Below are 22,930 nucleotides of genomic sequence, written 5' to 3' on the forward strand. Positions count from 1 at the left end.
AGGTCCTCCCCGGTGATGACTGCGGAAAGCGTCAGGCGGATGCCTTGTCGATATACTTCACCGCATCGCCGACGGTCAGGATGGTCTCGGCCGCATCGTCGGGAATCTCGACGCCGAATTCTTCTTCGAACGCCATGACGAGTTCGACCGTGTCGAGGCTGTCGGCGCCCAGATCATCGATGAAGCTCGCCTGCTCCGTCACTTTGTCGGCATCGACACCAAGGTGCTCGATGACGATCTTTTTGACGCGCTCTGCGGTGTCACTCATTTGGGGCATCCTCGTCTTTTGTTTGTCTGTCTTCGTTAGCGGGCAGAATGCCGCTAATCAAGCTGAAAGATGGTCCTGCCGGAAACGCAACGGCCACGGACCGGTTTTTGCCCGAACCGCCGGGTTGCGGGCCGCATTACACGAAAAATAGCAGAGGTCCAAGCCGAAATGGTCTCTTTTCACAAGCCGGCAACAACTCCGCCGGACCTCGTTCAGATCATCGCCATGCCGCCATTCACATGGATGGTCTGGCCGGTGACGTAGGCGGCTTCGTTGGAGGCGAGATAGGCAACGGCGGATGCGACTTCAGCGCCGGTGCCCATGCGGCGCGTCGGGATCGCCGCCATGATCGCCTCCTTCTGCTTGTCGTTGAGCTTGTCGGTCATCGCCGATTCGATGAAGCCCGGGGCGACGCAGTTGACGGTGATGTTGCGGGTGGCGATCTCCTGCGCCAGCGATTTGGAAAAGCCGATCATGCCGGCCTTGGAGGCGCAGTAGTTGGTCTGGCCGGGATTGCCGGTGACGCCGACAACCGAGGTGATGTTGATGATACGGCCGTGACGGCGGCGCATCATGGGATGGGTGAGTTCGCGGGTCAGCCTGAAGACAGCGGTCAGGTTGACCTCGAGTACGGTGTCCCAGTCGGCGTCCGACATGCGCACGAACAGCCCGTCCTTGGTGATGCCGGCATTGTTGACCAGGATGTCGACGCCTTCGAGGTCGGCCTCCGCCTTCTGGCCGAGTGCCTTGACCTCGTCACGGTTCGACAGGTTGGCCGGGAACAGCTTGACCCGATCGCCAAGCTCGGCGGCCAGCGTCTCCAGTTTCTCGACCCGTGTGCCATGCAGGCCGACGATGGCGCCTTGCGCATGCAGCACCCTGGCGATCGCCTCGCCAATGCCTCCCGATGCGCCGGTGACGAGTGCCTTGCGGCCAGTCAATTTGAACATTTTTGTCTCCTGATTGAGAAGAGAACACCCTTTGCACGGGCAGGGTCAAATGGCACTAGATTAAGCAAGCGTCGCCAGCGCCGCCTCGACATCAGCCGCGGAGCCGACCGACGCGGTGGCGATGTCGCGGTTGATGCGCCGCGCCAGGCCTGAAAGCACCTTTCCGGCGCCGATCTCGTAAAGCGTGGCGATGCCGTTTGCGCCGAACCATTCCACCGTCTCGCGCCAGCGCACGCGGGCAACCACCTGCTCGACCAGACGCCGCGCGATCTCGTCCGGATCATTGGTCGGGGTGACGGTGACGTTGGAGACGATGGGAACCACCGGGGCGGCCTTCGCCACGCTGGCCAACGCCTCGCGCATGATCTCGGCCGCCGGCGTCATCAGCGCGGAGTGGAAAGGCGCCGAAACCTGCAGCATCAGCGCCCGCTTGGCGCCCTTTTCCGTGCAAAGTTTCGCCGCCAGCTCCACTGCGCCCTTTGTGCCTGAAATGACCAGCTGGCCGCCGCCATTGTCGTTCGCCACCTGGCAGACAGAGCCAGCCCCTTGGGCAGCCTCGGCGCAGGCGGCTTCTACATCCGCCTGTTCCAACCCGATGATAGCCGCCATGGCGCCCTCGCCGGCCGGCACCGCCGCCTGCATGGCATTGCCCCGGATGCGCAGCAGCCTGGCGGCATCGGCAACCGAAACGAAGCCGGCGGCCGCGAGCGCCGAATATTCGCCCAGCGAATGGCCGGCGACATAGGCGACCTTGTCCTTCAGCGAGAAGCCGCGCGATTCCAGCGCCCTGATCGCGGCCAGCGACACCGCCATCAGCGCCGGCTGGGCATTGGCGGTCAGCGTCAACGTCTCCTCCGGCCCTTCCCAGATCAGCTTCGACAGGTTTTCGCCAAGAGCGTCGTCCACCTCCTGGAAGACCCTGCGCGCCTCGGGAAAGGCATCGGCGAGATCCTTGCCCATGCCGACAGCCTGGCTGCCTTGTCCAGGAAAGGTGAATGCAACGGCCATATGAGGGCTCCCAAGGGCTGGTTTTGCTTGCCTGATAGTCGGGTTTTTCTTGCCTGTGACGCAAGGCAGGCCGCCAAGTCAAGCCCAGTTCGACCCTGGCCGGCGGCACCATCGCCGGCCGAGTGCCTGTTCCGAAAGGCTTTTTGGCGATCACTCCTGATGAAAACCGCTCACGAATCGTTTGCTGGCTCTTCTTATTTCCGCCACAGGCGCTAGCTTTGCGTGACAATTATATGACAATCGAGTGACGAGTTTGTCGCTGGGTGGGGAAGTTAAAGTGGCAAAGAGTTCCAAACGCGTCGGCAAAGCCGCGCCACAGTTCCTGGAAGACGACCCGTCCACCGGCTATCTGCCGGGCAGGACATGGCCGGTCGTGCGCTATGGGCTGGTCAGCCTGGCAATCGCTGCCGTCATGGTGTTTGCGATCGAATTGATCGTGCGCGGCGACTTTGCCGGCACGGTCGCCTTCTTCCTGCAGCCGCTCAAGCCGGGCTGGACCACCATCGTCGTGTTCGCGCTGATCCTGATCGGCCTCGATGCCGTGCTTGGCCGCAGCCACCAGAGCCTGATGATCGTCGCGCCGCTGACCCTTTCACTTGCCTTTGTCGGCCACCAGAAGTCGCATTATCTCGGCGATCCGCTCTATCCCACCGATTTCCTCTACGCCCGCCAGATCTTCGCGCTGCTGCCGCTCCTGGTGCGCGACCGGCCGATGACCGCGCTCGCCATGGTGGTCGGCATCGTCGCCGGCCTGTCGCTGCTCGTCTATGGCTGGCGGCTATGGCGGCGCAAGGTTCCGGCGCTCAGCCGCAAGGGCCGCCTTGCCCGGCTGACGCTGGCGGTTCCGCTGCTCGCCTTCTTCGTTTCGATCATGGACTACGCCACCTTCTCCTGGACCAGGGACCGGCTGCAGATCATCCCGATCATGTGGGACCAGAAGGAAAACTATGCGTCCAACGGCTTTGCCCTGGCCTTTGCCCTCAACGTGCCGATGGCGCATGTCTCGGCGCCGCCAGGCTATTCCGACAAGGCAATCGCGGCGATCGACAGGACCGATGTGACTTCCTCGATGCCGGCAGAGAAACCCGACATCATCATCGTCATGAGCGAATCCTTCTGGGATCCGACCAAGCTGCCCGGCGTCACCATCACGCCCGACCCGATCCCCAACGTGCGCGCGTTGCGCTCGGGCTCGATGTTCTCGCCCGAATTCGGCGGCATGACCGCCAACATCGAGTTCGAGGCGCTGACCGGCTTTTCCAACGCCTTCCTGCCGGCCGGCAGCATCCCCTATCAGCAATATGTGCGCACGCCGACGCCTTCGCTCGCAACGTTCCTCAAGAGCCAGGGCTACCGGGCGCGCGCCATCCACCCCGGCACCAACTGGTTCTGGAACCGTGGCGCGGTCTACGCTGATTTCGGCTTCAACGATTTCAAATCAGAAGAGACGCTGCCGCCCTTGCAAAAGCGCGGGCCGCTGGCGTCCGATGCGGCGATGACCGACGAGATCATCAGCGAGGCCGACGCCAGCGATGAGCCGGTGTTTTTCTTTGCGGTAAGCCTGCAAAACCACGGCCCCTACGAGCCGAACCGCTATTACAATCCAACCCACACGGTGCAGGCACCGATCAGCCAATGGGCACGCGAATCGCTGCTCAGCTACGCCGAGGGGTCAGCCGACGCCGATCGTGGCCTTGAACGCCTTGTCGAATGGGCGAAGAAACGCTCCCGTCCCACCGTGATCGCCTTCTTCGGCGACCATCTGCCGCCGCTGGGGCCGGTCTATGTCGAAACCGGGTTCCTGAAAGACAATGTCGCGCCGCGCAAGGAACCGACGCCGCAAGCCGCACTTGAACATCACCAGACGCCGCTGATCATCTGGTCGAACCACTCCGGTCCGGTCGAGAACCTCGGCGCGGTGAGCCCGGCGTTCCTGCCCTATCATATCCTCACCACCGCCGGCATCACCCATCCCTACTACACCGGCTTCCTGGGTGAGATGCGCGAACGCTACCGCGTCGTCGACCGCAATTTGTTGCTGACGCCGACGGGCGAAGCCACGCCAGATTGGTCACGGCAGAAGGAAATCGATCCGACGATCCGCGATTTCCGCCTGCTGCAGTACGACATGATGTTCGGCAAACGCCTCGCGGCGCCGGACTTCTTCCCCGAAACGGTCGACAAAATCGTCGCCCATACGAGTTGAGCCAAACGATCCCGTGAGGCTCGGGCCTGGCGACCCTTCACACGTTCAATCCGTCAATTGCAGCTTCGAGAACTTGTTGGCGATCTGCTGGAATACGTCCGGCAGTTTGGTCGGATCGTTGACGGCATAGTAGCCGCTCGGATCCGAGGCGCACGCGCTGTAAAGCGAGCGGTTGGCGGCGGTGTCGGATTGCAGCACCATGGTGTAGATTTGCACGCCCTCGTTCTTCAACTGCGTGCAAACGCTTTTGGTCCAGCCGTCGACATTGCGCGCCGCGGTCGCCTGACTGTCCGACCCGAAACGGCCACCTGCGAGATAGCCATAGGATGTGTAGTCGGACTTCGTTGGCTGTTCGCTGGCGCCATAGACGACGTTCTCGCCGTCGGTGAGCAACAGCACGATCTTGCTGACGCCGGGCGTCTTCCACGGCGCTCCATCGGTATAGGGGGCGGCGGGCGACAGCACCCGCATGCCCCACGACAGGCCCTCGGAGACATTGGTGCCTGAACCGTTCCACTCGGTCATCTGGCTTGCTGCCTTGCGCAGCTTGTCGAAATCGTCGGTCAGCGGGACGACGGGTGTGGGGCAAGCGCGGTTCGGGCCAACGGTGACGGGGGTGCCCGTCTCGGTGATGAACTCCTTGGCGGGCGCAACATATTTGGCGACCTTTTCCTTGGCGCTCGTACCGGGCGACAACAAATCGCCGAGCAGATCGTTGAGATCGATGCCGAGAAGGTTGCCCTTCTGCTTGGCGAGCTTGGTCTTGTCGCTGACGTCGTCGAGATAGGAATTGTTGTAGTATTTATCCGAATTGCCATAGGAGGCAGACGGCTTCTGGGCAACTTCGGGGTCGTCCGGCGCAAAATACGGAACAAACAGAGTGTCGGGCTCGTCCGGGTCGGGTGGGGTATCGGAAATGTTGTAGGCGCCCGGCCGCGCCTCGACGCAGCCCTTCCATCCGGTGTTGTTCCATCCGGGCTCGGTCCATCCGGTCTGCTTGAGTTGCTTGAAAAGCGCCATATGGTTGGGACGCTTGCCGTCGATGACCGGGAAATTGACGCCGTTGGTGGAGGACTTGCCGTCCATGTCGATCCAGGACGGGTCGAATTCATCGCCATCGACGTTGACGGCCGTGACGAACGGAACCAGCGAGGCGCGAATCTGGCGCGTCGGCGATTTTGTCGCCTCGAGCTTGTCGAGCAATGATTTGGTCGCCGTCCTCAACGCCGTCATGCGCGCGCCGGCCATGGAGCCGGTGTTGTCCAGCACCAGCACGACTTCGAGTTGGTTGTTCGATTCGACGGCGGAGGCATCGACCTCGATGTGCTTTTCCTTGCCGAACAGGAAGGCAAAGTTGAGAGTGACGTCGGCTGAGGCAACCGCCTTCGTCTTCACGAAATTGACGCCTTTGTCGACCGTCAACATCGCCTTCGCATTGCCGAGTTCGCCATGGCCGGCGATGTTGGCCTGGAAATAGCGGTCAAAGGCGTCATTGCGGGTGATGTCGAGATCGCCCAGATGCGAAGAGGCAAGGTTTGCCGCATCGAGGGCATTCTGCAGGTTGCTATTGGCCCGCATCAGGGTGGAGACATCGGTTGCGAAGGCGACAGCCGTGAGGATGGCCGGCAACCCCAGCCCCAGCACAAGCGAAAAATTGCCGCTCGTCGAGCGCCAGAACTTGTTAAGAAGCATCCTTACCCCCCGGAAATGCTTGCCGCTTTTGTGCGCGGATTGGCCTGGCTTCTGCGCCTTCTTTGATGAATCGAGCGTTGACGGCAGGATCTCAACTCCACACAACCTGACATTGTGGTTAAGGCCCGGTTGCCGGAAACCACGAAGCCTTGCCATTGTTGCTGCTTGATTTTTCCGCCCCTGCGACACAAGGGAATGCCGCTTGCGCTTGCGTTGTGGGCGGATTGCTGTATAGACGCCCCCAATCTGCCGGTCCCAGCTGGGGGCTGAACGGAGGGCCGGAGGTTTTTTCGAAAACCTTCGTGTGAAGACAGAAGTGCTTCCGCCTCCCGTGTCTCCGCTCTCGACCGTCTCGTCATGCTCCTTTCTTCCCCGCCCCCTTTTACCGGGAACGGCGGGTCAGAGAAGTTGCAGAGGCTTTTGCCGCCGGGAACCGGGAGAGAAACGAAGAAAGGCACTGATACACTATGGCTCTTTACGAACATGTGTTTCTTGCCCGGCAGGACCTCTCGCAGCAGCAGGTCGATGCGCTTGTCGAACAGTACAAGGGCGTCATCTCCGCAAATGGCGGGTCCGTCGGCCGGGTCGAGAACTGGGGACTGAAGTCCCTCACCTACCGGGTCAACAAGAACCGGAAGGCTTACTACACGCTGATGGACCTGAACTGCCCGCCGGCCGCGCTCAACGAGATGGAGCGCCAGATGGGCCTGTCCGAAGACGTGCTGCGTTTCCTGACCATCAAGGTCGAGGCGCATGAGGAAGGCCCGTCGGCCATGATGCAGAAGCGCGAAGAGCGCTCGGAACGCGGTGGCTTCGGCGACCGTGACCGTGGCGATCGTGGTCCGCGCTCGTTCGGCGACCGTGATCGCGGCGACCGTGGCGATCGTCCGCCGCGCTCGTTCGGCGACGCCGGTGCCGATCGTGGTCCGCGCCGTCCGCGCGAAGGCTTTGAAGGGGGTGCAGAATAATGGTCGACATCAACCAGATCCCGACCCGGCGCCCGTTCCATCGCCGCCGCAAGACCTGCCCGTTCTCCGGCGCCAACGCCCCCAAGATCGACTACAAGGACGTGCGTTTGCTGCAGCGCTACATTTCCGAGCGCGGCAAGATCGTGCCGTCGCGCATCACAGCCGTCAGCCAGAAGAAGCAGCGCGAACTCGCCAAGGCGATCAAGCGCGCCCGCTTCCTCGGCCTGCTGCCCTACGTGGTTCGCTAAGACTTTCGAGCGGGCGGCTTGCCGCCCGCTTTTTTCACCTCGGCGACGGGCGCCGCGGGGATCGCATTCAAATCCCGAGTTGAGGTCAAACCTCTAACTGCCTGAACAGGCAGGACAGCGACACCGGCGCCAAGGCGCGCCCCAAGCTTCCTGACCTGTTCCCAAGACATCCGGCGTCGATCGCATGATTGCCGCCCAACTGAAGGAACAAAACCATGGAAGTCATTCTTCTCGAACGCGTTTCCCGCCTCGGCCAGATGGGCGATACCGTCAAGGTCAAGGACGGCTTTGCCCGTAACTTCCTGCTGCCGCAGGGCAAGGCGCTGCGCGCCAACGAAGCCAACAAGAAGAAGTTCGAAGGCCAGCGCGCCCAACTCGAAGCCCGCAACCTCGAGCGCAAGTCGGAAGCCAGCCAGGTCGCCGAAAAGCTCGACGGCAAGAGCTTCATCGCCGTGCGTTCGGCTGGCGAAACCGGCCAGCTCTACGGCTCGGTGTCGACCCGTGACATCGCGGATCTGCTGACGGCGGAAGGCTTCACGGTCAACCGCAACCAGATCCTGCTCAACCAGCCGATCAAGACCATCGGCCTTACCAATGTGGCGATCGCGCTGCATCCGGAAGTCGAGGTCACGATCACGCTCAACATCGCCCGCACGGCCGACGAAGCCGAACGCCAGGCCAAGGGTGAGACGCTGACCACCGCCGAAGCCATCTATGGCGACGACATCAACGACAATGCGCGGCCGGAAAACTTCTTCGACCCGAACACCGAGTTCGAAGGCGGCGAAGACAACGCCTGATGATTTGAGTTGCCGGCGCGCCCCGGTGGGCGTGCCGCACTTTAGCTTCCCAGTTTGGCCTCAGCCATACTGGACCAATGCCCGGGTCTCGCGCCCGGGCATTTTTGTGCCAAATGGAACTTTTCGAACCCCTATATATTGATGCAGACTACAGCGTCGCGCGTCCTTTGGCCGCGCTAAGGACGCTGTGAAACTTTGGTTTGGCGCACGATCCCTTTCCCGAAAGTCGATTTCGATTTTCGGGGTCGTGGGCCGAGACAGCCTGTCTGAGGGGACATTTGGTCATGAATATTCTGCTGAAGCGCGTTCTCGACCGCCTGGTTCGCACCGGCAATCTCAAGGTAACCGGCCCCAAGGGCGCCGCGGTGGTGTTCGGCGACGGCAGCGGCGAGCCGGTGCACATGCACATCAAGACCGCGCATGCCGAGCGGGCCATCACCTTCGATCCGATGCTGGCGGTGCCGGAAGCCTATATGGACGGCGAGCTCGACATTCTCGAAGGCGGCGTGCTGGGTGTGATGCGCATCGCCTTCCAGAACATGGGCAGCGGCGGCATCGACGCCACATGGTCGAAAGCCATCGAAGGCCTGCGCCATGCCTTCCGCCGCCTGCAGCAGATCAACACCGCCTCGCGCTCGCGCCGCAACGTGCAGCGCCATTACGACCTGTCGGGCGACCTCTACCGGCTCTTCCTCGATGAGGACATGCAGTATTCCTGCGCCTATTTCGAGCAGCCGGACATGACGCTCGACGAAGCGCAGGCTGCCAAGAAACGCCACATTGCCGCCAAGCTCAGGCTGAAGGCCGGCCAGACGGTGCTCGACATCGGGTCCGGCTGGGGCGGGCTCAGCCTCTATCTCGCCAAGGCGTTCGATGTCGACGTGCAAGGCGTGACGCTGTCGACCGAACAGCATGGCGTCGCCACCGACCGAGCGCACGCGCAAGGGTTGGAAAGCCGCGTGCATTTCGAGCTGAAGGACTACCGCGAGCTCAACGAGCGTTTCGACCGCATCGTTTCGGTCGGCATGTTCGAACATGTCGGCGTCAACCATTACCGCACCTTCTTCGACAAGTCGGCGACATTGCTCAAGCCGGATGGCGTCATGCTGTTGCACACGATCGGCCGCTCCGGCGTGCCGTGGGCGACCACCGCCTTCGTCCGCAAATACATCTTCCCGGGCGGATATGTCCCTGCGCTCTCCGAAGTCATGCCGGCGATCGAGAAGTCGGGGCTGGTCGTCACCGACATCGAAATCCTGCGGCTGCACTATGCCGACACGCTGAAGCACTGGGGCGAGCGCTTCGCCGCCAACCGCGACAAGGCCAAGGCGATCTACGACGAGCGCTTCTGCCGCATGTGGGAGTTCTACCTGGCCGCCTCGGAAGCCGCTTTCCGCTGGCAGGATCTGGTGATCTTCCAGATCCAGATCGCCAAGAAGAACGACACCTTGCCAACGACGCGCGAGTACATGGCCAAATGCGAGAAGGCGCTTGAGATGCGCGATATGGGGCATCGTGAAACGGCCCCCATCGAGAAAAGCCCGGTAGCCAAGGCAACTCGCCGCCGCAAGGTCGCGGACCAGAAATAGCATTGCCGCTTGCCATTGCCAGCGCGTGCACTGAAAAAGGTCCCGTGATAGCCACGGGGCCTTTTTCATGACCTATGTCCTCTACGTCGCTGCTGCCCTGGCCGAGATCGCAGGCTGCTTTTCGTTCTGGGCGTGGTGGCGGCTGGAGAAGTCGCCACTGTGGCTGCTCCCCGGTCTCGCCTCGCTCGCTCTATTCGGCTTCCTGCTGGCGCTGGTCGATGCCAATGCCGCCGGCCGCGCCTACGCCGCCTATGGCGGCATCTACATCGCGGTGTCGCTCGGCTGGCTGTGGCTGGTGGAGGGTGTGCGCCCCGACCGCTGGGACCTCGCTGGAGCAGCGCTCTGCATTGTCGGCGCCTCTGTGATCCTCGTCGCGCCACGCGGAGCCTGAGCATGGAGTTACCGGCCCCACTTCGCCAGGGTGTCGAGCGTCTGCTCGAGAACGTTCCGCTGGCGACACTCAAGCAGGCGGCAAAAACGCTGTCCGACCGGTACCGCGCCGAACTGCGCGATGGTCGGCTGCATATGGCTGAGAACCTGGCCGTGCAAGCCTACCTGGCGACGCGGCTGCCGGCGACCTACGCCGCCGTCCGCGCCAGCCTCGATGCGCTCAGCGACGCCAGGCCCGGCTTTCAACCCAAGAGCCTGCTCGATGTCGGCGCCGGCCCTGGTACGGTGCTTTGGGCCACGAGTGACTTGTGGCCCGATCTCGAACAGGCGGTGCTGTTCGAAGCCAGCGCCGCGGCGCGCAAGGTCGGCGAAACGCTTGCCGCCGGGGCGATTGCCGCCAGAACCAGATGGCTGGCCGGCGACGCCACCATCGACCTTGCCGACATCGAGCCGGCCGATCTGGTCACTTGCGCCTATGTGCTCGACGAAATTGTCCCTGCGTCTCTGCCAAAGCTTATCGGTCGGCTGTGGCAACTCACCGACGATACGCTGCTGGTCGTCGAGCCGGGCACGCCGGCCGGATGGCAGCGCATCCTTGCCGTGCGCCGGCAGCTGATCGAGGCGGGCGCGTATGTACTTGCGCCCTGCCCGCATCAGGCGCCCTGCCCGCTCGCCCCGCCCGACTGGTGCCATTTTTCCCGCCGCGTCGCCCGCTCGCGCCTGCACCGGCTGGCCAAGGATGCCGACGTGCCATGGGAAGACGAGAAGTTCATCTATGTCGCCGCTTCGCGACAGCCTGCTCCTTCCCTTCGGGCACGGGTCATCGCGCCACCAAAATCAGGATCCGGCAAGGTGTTGCTGAAACTTTGCGAGAGCAATGGCAGTGCCGGCGAAAGGCTGTTCACCAAGCGCGACGGCGAGACGTTCAAGGCAGCGCGGCGGTCGGACTGGGGCGACGTTCTGGAGATTTGACCGGCACAATTGTTCTTGCTTCGTTCTTGTTTTTCGTGTAGATTGTTCCTCTGCCGAGTCAACAGAAATCGGGGGACGGGAATTCTGTCCTGTGGACGATTTGTTGTTCCTGTGAACAAGCGAACATTGATGTTGGTTGGCATCGGCACTGTTGCAGATAAGTCAGCACTGACTTTTGTCATTCTGGTATCGAAGAGCCGGGATCGAAATCGGGGATATCATGGCAGAGGCAGCGCGAAAATTCGGCGTCGCGGAAACACCGCTTTATCGTGAAGCGCCAAACAACATTGAGGCCGAGCAGGCGCTGCTCGGCGCCATCCTGGTCAACAACGATGCCTTCTACCGCGTCTCGGACTTTCTGAAGGCCGGCCATTTCTACGAGCCGTTGCACCGCAAGATCTATGAGGTGGCGTCAGAGTTCATCCGCATGGGCAAGGTTGCGACGCCGATCACGCTGAAAACCTTCCTGCCGGCCGACGAGAAGGTCGGCGACATGACGATGGCGCAATATGTCGTGCGGCTGGCGGTGGAAGCCGTCACCGTCGTCAACGCCACCGACTATGGCCGCGCCATCTATGACCTTGCGACGCGTCGCGCGCTGATCACCGTCGGCGAGGACATGGTCAACATCGCCTATGACGCGCCGGTCGACATGGCGCCCACCGAACAGATCGAGGATGCCGAGCGGCGGCTGTTCGAGCTGGCCGAAAACGGCCGTTACGACGGCGGTTTCGAGAGTTTTTCCGACGCGTTGAAGAACGCCGTGGACATGGCCAGTGCCGCCTATATGCGCGATGGGCACCTGTCCGGCATTGCCACCGGCCTGCGCGATCTCGACCACCGCATGGGCGGCCTGCAGCCGTCGGATTTGATCATCATCGCCGGCCGTCCGGGCATGGGCAAGACGTCGCTGGCCACCAACATCGCCTACAACATCGCTGCCGCCTATGAGCCTGCCCAGCAGGCGGACGGCTCCGTCAAGGCGGCCAATGGCGGCGTCGTCGGCTTCTTCTCGCTCGAAATGTCGTCGGAGCAATTGGCCACCCGCATCATTTCCGAGCAGACCGAAATCCCATCATCGAAAATCAGGCGCGGCGACCTGACAGAAGCCGATTTCGGCAAGCTTGTTGCCTACACGCAGGAGAACCACAAGCGCCCGCTCTACATCGACCAGACGGGCGGTATCTCGATTGCCCAGCTTGCGGCTCGCGCCCGCCGCCTCAAGCGCCAGCGCGGGCTGGATCTGATGGTCATCGACTATATCCAGCTCATGCAGGGTTCGTCCGCCAAGGCGTCGCAGAACCGCGTCCAGGAAATCACCGAGATCACCACCGGACTGAAGGCGCTCGGCAAGGAGCTTGGTGTGCCGATCATCGCGCTCTCGCAGCTCTCGCGTCAGGTCGAAAGCCGCGACGACAAGCATCCTCAGCTGTCGGACTTGCGCGAATCGGGTTCGATCGAGCAGGACGCCGACGTGGTGCTGTTTGTGTATCGTGAGGAATATTACATCAAAAACAAGGAGCCCGAGAAAGGCACGCCCGAGCATCTCGCCTGGGAAACAAAGATGGTCGAGGTCCAGGGCAAGGCCGAAGTGATCATCGCCAAGCAGCGCCATGGACCGACCGGTACCGTCAGCCTTGCCTTCCAGGGCGAATTCACCCGCTTCTCCGACCTCGCCGAAGAGCATCATTTGCCTGAAAGATTCGAGTGAGTTTTTGATCTCCCCTCGCATTCCGTCACACCCCCCTCTGCCCTGCCGGGCATCTCCCCCCCAAGGGGGGAGATCGGCAGTTTCATTTGCGGCGCCCTCTCTTCAACCTGGGCAATTGGCGAAGACGGTGATGACATCCAATCTCCCCCCTTGCGGGGGAGATGTCCGGCAGGACAGAGGGGGGTGGGCAGGATCGCCAACTCCCGATTACTTCCAGGCAGCATCCAACTGATGGCCAAATCGCGGGTTCAGTTCATCTGCCAGAATTGCGGATCGGTGCATCAGCGCTGGGCCGGCAAATGCGATGCCTGCGGCGAGTGGAACACGCTGGTCGAGGAAGGCACGTCCGGCGGCATCGGCTCAGGGCCGGCCAACACGCGCAACGCCCGCAAGGGTCGCGCGGTGGTGCTGACAACGCTGTCGGGCGACGTCGAGGACGCTCCGCGAATCATCTCGGGCATCGGCGAACTCGATCGCGCCACCGGCGGCGGCTTCGTGCGCGGCTCGGCGCTGCTGGTCGGCGGCGATCCCGGCATCGGCAAGTCGACGCTTTTGACCCAGGCCGCGGCTGCACTCGCGTCAAAAGGCCACCGCGTCGTCTACGTCTCGGGCGAAGAGGCCGTCGCGCAGATCAGGCTGCGGGCGCAGCGGCTCGGTGTTGCAGCCACGCCGGTGGAACTTGCCGCCGAGACCAATGTCGAGGACATCCTCGCCACCATCGCCGACGGCAAGCGGCCGGACCTGGTGATCCTCGATTCGATCCAGACGCTGTGGACCGACCTTGCCGATTCGGCGCCAGGCACCGTCACCCAGGTGCGCGCCGCCGCCCAGGCGATGATCCGCTATGCGAAATCCACGGGTGCGGCGATCGTCCTGGTCGGCCATGTCACCAAGGAAGGCCAGATCGCCGGGCCGCGCGTCGTCGAGCATATGGTCGATGCCGTGCTCTACTTCGAGGGCGAAGGCGGCCACCATTTCCGCATCCTGCGCACGGTGAAGAACCGTTTTGGGCCGACCGACGAGATCGGCGTCTTCGAAATGTCGGACAAGGGCCTGCGCGAGGTCGCCAACCCGTCCGAGCTTTTTCTCGGCGAGCGCCACGCGAAATCACCGGGTGCAGCGGTTTTCGCCGGCATGGAGGGCACAAGGCCTGTGCTGGTGGAGATCCAGGCGCTGGTCGCCCCCTCCTCGCTCGGCACGCCGCGCCGCGCGGTCGTCGGCTGGGACGGCGCCCGGCTGTCGATGATCCTGGCGGTTCTGGAAGCCCATTGCGGCGTGCGCTTCGGCAGCCACGATGTCTATCTCAACGTCGCCGGCGGCTATCGCATTTCGGAGCCCGCAGCCGACCTGGCGGTGGCGGCGGCCCTGGTTTCCTCGCTCACCGGTCTTGCCCTTCCCGCCGATTGCGTCTATTTCGGCGAAATCAGCCTTTCGGGCGCCGTGAGGCCGGTTGCGCATGCGCAACAGCGCCTCAAGGAAGCCGAAAAGCTGGGTTTTGGAAGCGCGGTTCTGCCCTTGGGCAGCGAGGAACTTGCCGGGGGGATCGGGGCCGGCGCTTTCCAGCCGACCGAGCTTGCCGACCTCGTGGCACGCATAGCCGGCACACGCCGAAGCCGCGTGGACGAGCAGGACTAGAGCATCGGACCCAAAACTGGGAACCGGTTTGGGAAAACCCGATGCTCCGCGCTATAATGCGGCTCATGGAGTGGGGCGAAAGACATGCCGATTACGCTGCTTGACGGAATTCTCGTCGGCTTCACCCTGGTCTCGGCGATGCTCGCCATGGTTCGCGGCTTCTCACGCGAAATCCTGTCCGTCGTCTCCTGGGCAGCGGCAGCAGCGGCGGCGTTCTTCTTCTACAAGCCGGTCCTGCCTTACCTCAAGCCTTACATCGACAACGAAAAGATCGCCATGGCTGCCGCCGCCGGCATCGTCTTCGTCATCGCGCTGATCGTCGTCTCGGTCATCACAATGAAGCTCGCCGACTGGATCATCGATTCCAGGATCGGCGCTCTCGACCGCACGCTCGGCTTTCTCTACGGCGCGGCGCGCGGCATTCTGGTCGTTGCCGTCGCGCTCCTGTTCTTCAACTGGCTGGCTGGCGCCAAGGCACCGGCATGGGTCACGGATGCCAAGTCGCGGCCGTTGCTGGAGCAGATCGGCGCCAAGCTCGAAAGCCTGCTGCCCGAGGATCCGGAAAACGCCATCCTCAAGAAGCTCAATCCGAATCAGCCGGCGGCTGAGACGCCCGCTGCTCCGGACGCACCGGCGGCGGATGCCCCGGCGGGTGGCGAGGATGCCAACACGCCCGCTCCCGACGATGACGCCGCAGCACCGCCCGCGGAGAACGCTCCGGCCAATCCAGCGCCGGCTGCACCGGCAAACTGACGCCCGGAACGGGCGCCGGAAACTGACGATGGTGCGAACGGCTGCACGGGCGCGTTGCTTTCGACGCGAACCCGCACTATATGGCGATTTTAGCGGAGCTTAAGATGGCAGACGCAGACGACGTGCTTTCCGCCGAGGCCGACGACCATTTCCACGACGAATGCGGCGTGTTCGGCATTTTCGGCCGGCAGGATGCGGCAGCCATCGTCACACTTGGCCTGCATGCGCTGCAGCATCGCGGCCAGGAAGCGGCCGGCATCGTTTCCTATGACGGCACCCAGTTCCATGTCGAACGCCATGTCGGCCTGATCGGCGACACCTTCACCAAGCAGCGCGTCATCGACAGCCTGCAAGGCAACCGTGCCATCGGCCATACGCGTTACGCCACGACAGGCGGCGCCGGCATGCGCAACATCCAACCCTTCTTCGCCGAACTGGCCGATGGCGGCTTTGCAGTCGCCCACAACGGCAATTTGACCAATGCCATGACCGTTCAGCGGGCGTTGCAGAAGCAGGGTGCGATCTTCTCCTCCACCTCCGATACCGAGACGCTGTTGCACCTCGTCGCCACCAGCAAGGAGCGCGATTTGAACTCGCGTTTCATCGACGCGGTGCGCCAGGTCGAGGGCGCCTTCTCGCTGGTGGCGATGACATCCAAGAAGATGATCGGCTGCCGCGATCCGCTCGGCATTCGGCCGCTGGTGCTCGGCGATCTCGACGGCGCCTGGATCCTGGCGTCGGAAACCTGCGCGCTCGACATCATCGGCGCGCGATTCGTGCGCGATCTCAAGCCCGGCGAGATGGTTGTCGTCACGTCCAAGGGCATTGAAAGCCTGTTCCCGTTCGAGCCGCAGAAGACCCGCTTCTGCATCTTCGAATATGTCTACTTCGCCCGGCCGGATTCCTCGGTCGAGGGCCGCAACGTCTATGAAGTGCGCAAGCGCATCGGCGCCGAATTGGCGCAGGAAAGCCCGGTCGAGGCCGACATCGTCGTGCCGGTGCCGGATTCGGGCACGCCGGCGGCGATCGGCTTTTCGCAAGCCGCCGGTATTCCCTTCGAACTCGGCATCATCCGCAACCACTATGTCGGCCGGACCTTCATCCAGCCGGGCGATTCGATCCGCCACATGGGCGTCAAGCTGAAGCACAACGCCAACCGCCGCATGATCGAGGGCAAGCGCGTGGTGCTGGTCGACGACAGCATCGTGCGCGGCACCACCAGCCAGAAGATCGTGCAGATGGTGCGCGATGCCGGCGCCAGGGAAGTGCATATGCGCATCGCCTCGCCGCCGACGCGCGCCTCCTGCTTCTACGGCGTCGACACGCCGGAAAAATCGAAGCTTCTGGCATCGCGGATGTCGGTGGAAGAAATGGCCGAGTTCATCCGGGTCGATTCGCTCGGCTTCCTCACCATTGATGGCCTCTATCGCGCCGTCGGCGAGGCCAGCCGCGACAACGACCAGCCGCAGTTCTGCGATGCCTGCTTCACCGGCCAGTATCCGACCCGCCTGCTCGACTTCGAAGGCCACGACAATGTGCGCACGCTGTCGCTGCTGGCGACGAGCGGGTCGTAGGATTGCCGCACCGTCATCCGCGTTCGTGAAATTCCCGGAATCCATAGCATGACCCTCGACCTTACCGGCCGCGTTGCGGTCGTCACCGGCGCCTCGCGCGGCATCGGCTATTTCATCGCCAAGGAGTTGGCTGCAGCCGGCGCGCATGTGATCGCCGTAGCGCGTACCGTCGGCGGGCTGGAAGAGCTCGACGACCAGATCAAGGCGGCCGGCGGCCAGGCGACGCTGGTGCCACTCGATCTTGCCGACATGGCCGGCATCGACCGGCTGGGCGGGGCCATCCATGAGCGCTGGGGCAAGCTCGACATTCTCGTCGCCAATGCCGGCGTGCTCGGCGTGATCTCACCGATCGGCCATGTCGAGGCGAAAACGTTCGAGAAGGTGATGACCATCAACGTCACCTCGACATGGCGGCTGATCCGCTCGGTCGATCCGCTGCTGCGGCTGTCCGACGCCGGCCGCGCCATTTTGCTGTCCGCGAATTCGGCCCACTCGGCGCGCGCCTTCTGGGCGCCCTACGCGGCGTCCAAAGCGGCGGTCGAGACGATGATGCGCTCCTGGGCGCATGAGACGCAAAGCCTGCCGCTCAGGATCAACGCCGCCGACCCCGGCCCCACCCGCACCGCGATGCGCGCCCAGGCTGTACCCGGCGAGGATCCGGCTACACTGCCGCACCCCTCGGAGGTCGCCAAACTTATCGTGCCGCTGGCCAGTCCGGACCTGAAGGAGACCGGATTGATCTTCCAGGCCAAGCACAACCGCTTTGTCGCCTATCGTCAGCCGGAATAGCTGCTTTTTGCCGGAAGATTTTCGGCACCGCCGACGTTCTTCGAATGTCACACATTCGAAACCTGAACGGAGGACCACCATGCGCAGACTGCTTCTCGCCACCGCCGCCGCCCTTATCGCGGCCGCCGGCGCCGCCTATTCGCAAGACGCAAAGATGAGCTTCTTCGTCACCAGCGTTGGCTCCGGCAAGGGTGCCGACCTCGGCGGCCTCAAGGGTGCGGACGCGCATTGCGCCTCGCTGGCGGAAGCCGCCGGCGTCACCGGCAAGAGCTGGGCCGCCTATCTGTCGACCAGCGATACCGACGCGCGCGACCGCATCGGCAAGGGGCCGTGGGTGAACGCCAAGGGTGTGACGATCGCCGACGATGTCGCCTCATTGCACGGCGACGCCAATGGCATCACCAAGCAGACGGCGCTGAACGAGAAGGGCGAAGTGGTCAACGGCCGTGGCGACAAGCCAAACCGCCACGACATGCTGACCGGCTCCAAACCCGATGGCACGAAGATCGCCGACCAGACCTGCGGCGACTGGACGATGAGCGGAGCGGAAGGTGCGGCGATGATGGGCCATCACGACCGCACCGGCCTCGACGATTCGGCGGCCGCCAAATCCTGGAACTCCTCGCATGCCTCGCGTGGCGGCTGCAGCCAGGAGGCGCTGAAGGGCACCGGCGGTGACGGCCTGTTTTATTGTTTTGCCACCAACTAAGCCCGCCTGGGTTTAGATCTGGGCCCAGATCCGCCATCGCATCACGCGGCTGTGATGTCATGGCGGAAGGCTGCGCGGCGGTCATGCTTTCGTCATTTCGGCGGAGTTGATAGGATCGCAGCGACTCCCGCAACAAGCGCCCCAATTGGGCAGAACAAGGACATCCCCATGGCAACGACCGCAGCGTTGGTCTGGTATCTGGTAATCGCCGGCCCGCAGGGCGGCATGGTCGTGCTGCCCAGCACCTTCGACAAGCGCGAACAGTGCACCGCCGCCATCACCGAATATCAGAAGCAGCCGACACCGACCGGCTGGTCGGTGCAATGCGTGCCGAGCGCCTCGCCCTTCACCGACGAGGGCGACGCCGAAGAGCCGGCAGCGCAGTAAGCATCCGGCGCACGGCGTTTCAGCGCCGTGCGCTCACCGTCAGCTGCGGCTTCTGGTTGATGGTCTGGAACACCACGCAATAGCGCTCGGTCAGCTTCAGCAGGGAGTCTACCCGCTCCTGCGGCTCGTCGGTATCGAGATCGAAATTGAGCCGGATGGCGCGAAAGCCGACCGGCGCATCCTTGGCGACACCGAGCGTGCCGCGAAAATCGAGGTCGCCTTCGGCTTCCACCGTGGCAGCGCCCAGCTTGAACTCCAGCGCCGTCGCCACCGCCTTCAGCGTCACCCCGGCGCAGGCCACCAGCGCCTCCAGCAGCATGTCGCCCGAGCAGAGCTCGAGCCCCGAGCCACCGGTTGCCGGATGCAATCCTGCGATCGCGATCGCCCTGCCCGTCTCCACCTTGCAGGTAACCGACTGGTCGTCGATCGACCCTTTGGCGCGAAGCGTGATCAGTGCCTGCGCAGCGTCGTCGCGATAAGCCTGCTTCAGTGGCGCCTGCATCGCCTTCAGTTCGGTCGCATCCATTTCCGTTCCTTCGCTCTCGTGGCCGGACAGCGGCGTGGCTTTGTCAGATATAAGTGCCGATTGCCTTCTGGAAGCAAGGTCGCCATCGCCTGCCCCAACGCAAGCTTAGGGCTGGCGTAGCGCTGTGCCGACTTTCGCCCGTATAGCTTTTGGTACGGGAGACTTCCTCTCGCGTCGCTCCTCACAGCATTTTGTCGCCTCCTGCAACTTTGGTCCCGCGCCTTATGGCCGATGTCGCCATTCTCGAAACACGCGAAAGGGTTCTCGCAGGAATCCTGCTGACCGGTGCGGCCTATTTCCTGTTTTCGACGCAGGATGCCTCGATCAAGCTGCTGGTCACCGGCATGACGGTCTGGCAGATCATGTTCTTCCGCAGCATCACCATTCTGGGCGCCTGCGCGGCGATCGGCGGGCAACGGCTGTTTGCGGACACGGTACGCTCGCCGATCGTGCGGCCGATGCTGGTGCGCAGCGCCTTCACGCTCGCCGCCTGGCTTTGTTACTACAATGCCGCGCGCAGCCTTCAGCTTGCAGAACTGACCACCGTCTACTACGCGGCACCGATCATCGTCACCGTGCTTTCGGTGGTGATGCTCGGCGAAAAGGTGCCGATGCTGCGCTGGCTTGCGGTGCTGATCGGCTTTGCCGGCGTCTTCGTCGCTTGCGACCCGACCCATCTCGGCCTGTCCGTGCCGGTGTTGCTCGTGCTGGCGGCGGCCTTTTTGTGGGGTATAGCCATCGTGCTCCTGCGCAAGACCGCGCTTGCCGAGCGTTCGATGATCCAGCTTCTCCTCAACAATTTCTACTTCCTGCTCTTTTCGGCGGGACCGGCGCTGCTCTGGTGGCAAACGCCGGACTGGGCCCAGTTGCTGCTCCTTGCCAGCGTCGGCGCGCTCGGCGGGTTTGCGCAATATCTTCTGTTCGAAGGCATGAAGCGAACGCCGGCTTCGATCCTCGCACCCCTCGAATACACCTCGCTGTTGTGGGCGTTCGCGCTCGGCTTTGCGATCTGGGGCGACGTGCCGCGCCGTGAAGTGTTCTTCGGCGCCGCCCTTATCATCGCCGCCGGGCTGCTGATTGTCGGCACCGAGCATTTCCGCAAGCGGCTATGATGTGGAGCGCCGTCACTGCTGACGCTACGATGTCAGGACGCAACGGCGTAGGCTGGCGGCATGAGTGACATTGCAGCCCCGACGGACAGCACCACCGAGCGCACGCTGGGTATCCTGCTGGTGTCGTCATCGGCAGCGGTGTTCGGCCTGACCGGGGTGCTGACCAAGTCGATCCATGCCGATCCGCTAACCATCACCTGCTGGCGCGGCTTTGTCGGCTCGATCCTGATCAGCCTCTATGTCCTGTGGCGCCGCCATCGCTCCGGCAACCGCGAAACGCTGCGCCTTGGCTGGCGCGGCTGGCTGCTGGCGGTGGAAGGGGCACTGGCCAGCATCGCCTTCATCTCGGCCTTCAAGTTCACCTTCGTCGCCAATGTCGCGATCATCTATGCCACCGCGCCTTTCGTCACAGCGCTGCTGGCCTGGGTTCTGACGCGCGAGCCGTTCCGCCTGCAGACGATGGTCGCCGCTGCCGTCTCGCTGTGCGGCGTGGCGATCATGGTCTGGTCCGGGTTCGGCACCGGTCATCTGTTCGGGGACGGATTGGCTCTGCTGATGACCATCGGCAGCGCGCTCTACATGATCATGGTGCGCGCCTTCCGGGAGACGCCGGTAGTGTGGGCCGGCGCGGTTTCGGCCTTCCTCTTGTTCGTGCTCGGCTGGTTCGTCAGCGATCCGCTGGCGGTCACGCCGCGCGATGCGGTGCTGCTTGCCACCTTTGGCTCATGCTTTGCGCTGTCCTCGATCCTGTGGACGGAAGGGGCGCGGCTCATTCCGGCGGCCGAATCCGGGCTGCTCGGCTCGGCCGAAGTGCCGTTCGCGATCCTGTTTGCCTTCCTGTTCCTGGGCGAGATCGCACCAGCCGCCAGCATGATCGGCGGCGCCATCGTGTTGTGCGCGGTGTTTGCCCATGCGGGGCGGGATTGGCTGATGGCCCGCTCGCAACGGCTGGCGTCAAATATTTCGTAAAAAAGTTACACAGTCGCGGAACCATCGTCCGGCTCATGCATTGTTGGTGTGACGGGCCACCCCCAAGTCCCCCCAAACCCCTCGGCCCGTCCTACTCCCAGCCGACCGCAAGGTCGGCTTTTTCTTGGGCGTTTGTTCCGCAGCGAGATCGGATCTTGTCGATCAGCCAAGGAGGCCGGGCAGAGCCAAATTGCCACTGAGCAGTGCCGCCAGATCAGCTGCCGGACCATCGGCACCGGCGCGCAGCCGAACGGCAAATTCAGCTATCGGAACCTGCGGCAGACCAAGTTCGCGCGGCGCTTCGACAATGCCGGAATGGGCAAAGCGCGCGGTGCGCAGCGTCAGCGCAACACCCGCATTCACCGCCGTGCGCAGGCCGGCCAGGCTGGCGCTGCCGGCGGCGATGCGATAGCGGCGGCCGGCCGCATCGAGTGCGGCAAGTGCGGCTTCGCGAAAGCCGCAATACGGATCGAGCAACGCCAGCGGCAATTCTTCCTGGCGCGAGGCCAGCCCCTTTTGCGAACACAGCCATATCATCGGTTCGCGCAGCACGCCGACTTCGTCCGGCGTTGCCACCTGGCGCATGACGATTGCCAGGTCGAGCCCGCCGGACTGCATCGCTTGCGCCAGTTCGCCGGAGCGGCCGACACGCAATTCGATCCTGACGCGCGGATGGCTGACGGCGAAGGCGCGCAGCAGATCGGGCAGACCGCTGTCGGCAAAATCCTGCGTCGTCCCGATGGCAACGCGCCCGGCAGCACGCGCGCCCTTCAACGCCAGCCACGCCTCGCGGTGAGCGGCAAGGATGCGCCTTGCATGGCCGACGAGATCCTCGCCGGCCGGCGTCAGGCCTCGGCCCCGGCCCTGCGGCGCCAGAAGCGCCTCGCCGACGATTTCCTCGAGCCGCTGCATCTGCGCGGTGACCGCCGAGGGTGAACGGCCGACGCTCAACGCCGCCTGCGCCAGCGAGCCGCTGTCGACGAAAGCGATAAAAGTCCTGAGCAGGTCGGGATCGAGCGTTTCCATAGTTCGATAATATCGAACTTCAATTGAAAACAATTCGATTTTTTTGACTCGATGACAGTGGCATGGTCCTTCCAACGGCGATCCGACGCCGCTCAAACCAGGAGAAGAGAAATGCCCATCATCAACGTCAGCGTCACCGGCAAGCCTGATGCCGCGCTGTCCGCCAGGATCGCCCGAGAAGTCACCGAGATCACCGCCACGCAGCTGCGCAAGGATCCGACGATCACCGCGGTTGCCGTTTCCTATATCGATCCGCAGCACTGGTTCGCCGGTGGCAAGTCACTGGCCGAGCATGGCACCAACACGTTCTGGCTCGATATCAAGGTGGTCGACGGCACCAACACCAAGCTCGAGCTGGAGGCCTATCTGAAGGCGATTTTCGACGCCTTCGGCCGCCTTTTGGGCGGCGTGCATGAGGAAAGCTATGCCTTCGTGCATGAAGTGCCGGCCGCCGCCTATGGCTATGGCGGCAAGACGCAGGAGTTCCGTTTCATCAGCGGGCGGTTGAAGGCGGCGTGAGCTGCGCCTTCCCTTCTCTTCCAAAAGGGGAAGGAAGCGAGCGCTGCGCCTCCACATTGACGTTGCCCTCCATTCCGCTACGCTCTGCCGCGAAGCGGTCGCAAAGAGCCGCGATGCTAGAATCGTTGG

The 22,930-nt window shown here is 63.3% G+C and carries 23 protein-coding genes; 17 read left to right on the top strand and 6 right to left on the bottom strand.

Features of this window, described 5'->3' with window-relative positions:
- Positions 1–31: 31 nt before the first annotated feature.
- The 3 genes from AC1D2G_RS28880 to fabD all read right to left on the bottom strand — a co-directional run bounded on the left by AC1D2G_RS28880 (position 32) and on the right by fabD (position 2,226).
- The gene (locus AC1D2G_RS28880; protein WP_006203723.1) at positions 32–268 is read right to left on the bottom strand and encodes an acyl carrier protein; all 237 of its coding nucleotides are present in this window, start codon (positions 266–268) and stop codon (positions 32–34) included.
- 212 nt (positions 269–480) lie between these two features.
- Entirely contained in the window at positions 481–1,218 is a 738-nt protein-coding gene (gene fabG / locus AC1D2G_RS28885; RefSeq protein WP_477418341.1) for a 3-oxoacyl-[acyl-carrier-protein] reductase, read from the bottom strand.
- 60 nt (positions 1,219–1,278) lie between these two features.
- Positions 1,279–2,226, bottom strand: a complete 948-nt coding sequence (gene fabD / locus AC1D2G_RS28890; RefSeq protein WP_477418343.1) for an ACP S-malonyltransferase — start codon at positions 2,224–2,226, stop codon at positions 1,279–1,281.
- A 253-nt stretch (positions 2,227–2,479) separates the two neighbouring features.
- Between fabD and AC1D2G_RS28895 the strand changes: the two genes are divergently transcribed.
- Positions 2,480–4,432 carry an LTA synthase family protein gene (locus tag AC1D2G_RS28895; RefSeq protein ID WP_477418446.1) on the top strand — a complete coding sequence of 651 codons (1,953 nt, stop codon included), beginning with the start codon at positions 2,480–2,482 and terminating at the stop codon, positions 4,430–4,432.
- Positions 4,433–4,477: 45 nt separating this feature from the next.
- Here AC1D2G_RS28895 and AC1D2G_RS28900 read toward each other — a convergent pair whose 3' ends face one another.
- Positions 4,478–6,124, bottom strand: coding sequence for a pilus assembly protein TadG-related protein (locus AC1D2G_RS28900; RefSeq protein ID WP_477418345.1), 1,647 nt, complete (start codon positions 6,122–6,124; stop codon positions 4,478–4,480).
- A 467-nt stretch (positions 6,125–6,591) separates the two neighbouring features.
- On the opposite strand from AC1D2G_RS28900, the gene rpsF reads away from it, so the two are divergent.
- The 13 genes from rpsF to AC1D2G_RS28965 all read left to right on the top strand — a co-directional run bounded on the left by rpsF (position 6,592) and on the right by AC1D2G_RS28965 (position 18,649).
- Positions 6,592–7,092, top strand: a complete 501-nt coding sequence (gene rpsF / locus AC1D2G_RS28905) for a 30S ribosomal protein S6 (protein WP_023761609.1) — start codon at positions 6,592–6,594, stop codon at positions 7,090–7,092.
- Positions 7,092–7,340 carry a 30S ribosomal protein S18 gene (gene rpsR / locus AC1D2G_RS28910; RefSeq protein WP_006203718.1) on the top strand — a complete coding sequence of 83 codons (249 nt, stop codon included), beginning with the start codon at positions 7,092–7,094 and terminating at the stop codon, positions 7,338–7,340. The genes rpsF and rpsR overlap by 1 nt, the downstream gene beginning before the upstream one ends.
- A gap of 215 nt (positions 7,341–7,555) precedes the next feature.
- Positions 7,556–8,140: a 50S ribosomal protein L9 gene (gene rplI / locus AC1D2G_RS28915; protein ID WP_095086410.1), complete on the top strand. Its 585-nt coding sequence runs from the start codon at positions 7,556–7,558 to the stop codon at positions 8,138–8,140.
- A 284-nt stretch (positions 8,141–8,424) separates the two neighbouring features.
- Positions 8,425–9,729 (top strand): class I SAM-dependent methyltransferase, encoded by a 1,305-nt coding sequence (locus AC1D2G_RS28920; RefSeq protein WP_477418347.1) that lies wholly within the window; start codon positions 8,425–8,427, stop codon positions 9,727–9,729.
- A 67-nt stretch (positions 9,730–9,796) separates the two neighbouring features.
- Positions 9,797–10,120: a YnfA family protein gene (locus AC1D2G_RS28925; protein ID WP_477418349.1), complete on the top strand. Its 324-nt coding sequence runs from the start codon at positions 9,797–9,799 to the stop codon at positions 10,118–10,120.
- A 2-nt stretch (positions 10,121–10,122) separates the two neighbouring features.
- Positions 10,123–11,091, top strand: a complete 969-nt coding sequence (locus tag AC1D2G_RS28930) for a small ribosomal subunit Rsm22 family protein (RefSeq protein WP_477418351.1) — start codon at positions 10,123–10,125, stop codon at positions 11,089–11,091.
- 220 nt (positions 11,092–11,311) lie between these two features.
- Complete coding sequence (locus tag AC1D2G_RS28935) at positions 11,312–12,802, top strand: replicative DNA helicase (protein ID WP_095086422.1); 1,491 nt, start codon at positions 11,312–11,314, stop codon at positions 12,800–12,802.
- Positions 12,803–13,033: 231 nt separating this feature from the next.
- The gene (radA, locus tag AC1D2G_RS28940; protein WP_477418353.1) at positions 13,034–14,437 is read left to right on the top strand and encodes a DNA repair protein RadA; all 1,404 of its coding nucleotides are present in this window, start codon (positions 13,034–13,036) and stop codon (positions 14,435–14,437) included.
- A gap of 84 nt (positions 14,438–14,521) precedes the next feature.
- The gene (locus AC1D2G_RS28945; RefSeq protein ID WP_457151113.1) at positions 14,522–15,190 is read left to right on the top strand and encodes a CvpA family protein; all 669 of its coding nucleotides are present in this window, start codon (positions 14,522–14,524) and stop codon (positions 15,188–15,190) included.
- Positions 15,191–15,294: 104 nt separating this feature from the next.
- Positions 15,295–16,764, top strand: coding sequence for an amidophosphoribosyltransferase (purF, locus tag AC1D2G_RS28950; protein ID WP_095086431.1), 1,470 nt, complete (start codon positions 15,295–15,297; stop codon positions 16,762–16,764).
- A gap of 48 nt (positions 16,765–16,812) precedes the next feature.
- The gene (locus AC1D2G_RS28955) at positions 16,813–17,553 is read left to right on the top strand and encodes an SDR family NAD(P)-dependent oxidoreductase (protein WP_457151115.1); all 741 of its coding nucleotides are present in this window, start codon (positions 16,813–16,815) and stop codon (positions 17,551–17,553) included.
- 79 nt (positions 17,554–17,632) lie between these two features.
- Complete coding sequence (locus AC1D2G_RS28960) at positions 17,633–18,262, top strand: hypothetical protein (protein ID WP_457151116.1); 630 nt, start codon at positions 17,633–17,635, stop codon at positions 18,260–18,262.
- A gap of 168 nt (positions 18,263–18,430) precedes the next feature.
- Complete coding sequence (locus AC1D2G_RS28965; protein WP_027045347.1) at positions 18,431–18,649, top strand: hypothetical protein; 219 nt, start codon at positions 18,431–18,433, stop codon at positions 18,647–18,649.
- Positions 18,650–18,668: 19 nt separating this feature from the next.
- Here AC1D2G_RS28965 and AC1D2G_RS28970 read toward each other — a convergent pair whose 3' ends face one another.
- Positions 18,669–19,175 carry an OsmC family protein gene (locus tag AC1D2G_RS28970; RefSeq protein ID WP_457151117.1) on the bottom strand — a complete coding sequence of 169 codons (507 nt, stop codon included), beginning with the start codon at positions 19,173–19,175 and terminating at the stop codon, positions 18,669–18,671.
- A gap of 224 nt (positions 19,176–19,399) precedes the next feature.
- Here AC1D2G_RS28970 and AC1D2G_RS28975 point away from each other — a divergent pair, with 224 nt between their 5' ends.
- Together AC1D2G_RS28975 and AC1D2G_RS28980 are read left to right on the top strand one after the other, a co-directional pair.
- Positions 19,400–20,287 carry a DMT family transporter gene (locus tag AC1D2G_RS28975; protein WP_095086443.1) on the top strand — a complete coding sequence of 296 codons (888 nt, stop codon included), beginning with the start codon at positions 19,400–19,402 and terminating at the stop codon, positions 20,285–20,287.
- A gap of 60 nt (positions 20,288–20,347) precedes the next feature.
- Positions 20,348–21,256 (top strand): DMT family transporter, encoded by a 909-nt coding sequence (locus tag AC1D2G_RS28980; RefSeq protein WP_477418355.1) that lies wholly within the window; start codon positions 20,348–20,350, stop codon positions 21,254–21,256.
- A gap of 162 nt (positions 21,257–21,418) precedes the next feature.
- Here the strand turns inward: AC1D2G_RS28980 and AC1D2G_RS28985 are convergent, their stop codons facing one another.
- Positions 21,419–22,282 (bottom strand): LysR substrate-binding domain-containing protein, encoded by an 864-nt coding sequence (locus tag AC1D2G_RS28985; RefSeq protein WP_477418357.1) that lies wholly within the window; start codon positions 22,280–22,282, stop codon positions 21,419–21,421.
- A gap of 111 nt (positions 22,283–22,393) precedes the next feature.
- Here AC1D2G_RS28985 and AC1D2G_RS28990 point away from each other — a divergent pair, with 111 nt between their 5' ends.
- Entirely contained in the window at positions 22,394–22,801 is a 408-nt protein-coding gene (locus AC1D2G_RS28990) for a tautomerase family protein (RefSeq protein ID WP_477418359.1), read from the top strand.
- Positions 22,802–22,930 lie beyond the last annotated feature (129 nt).

This window comes from Mesorhizobium sp. P2_C7, assembly GCF_056404515.1.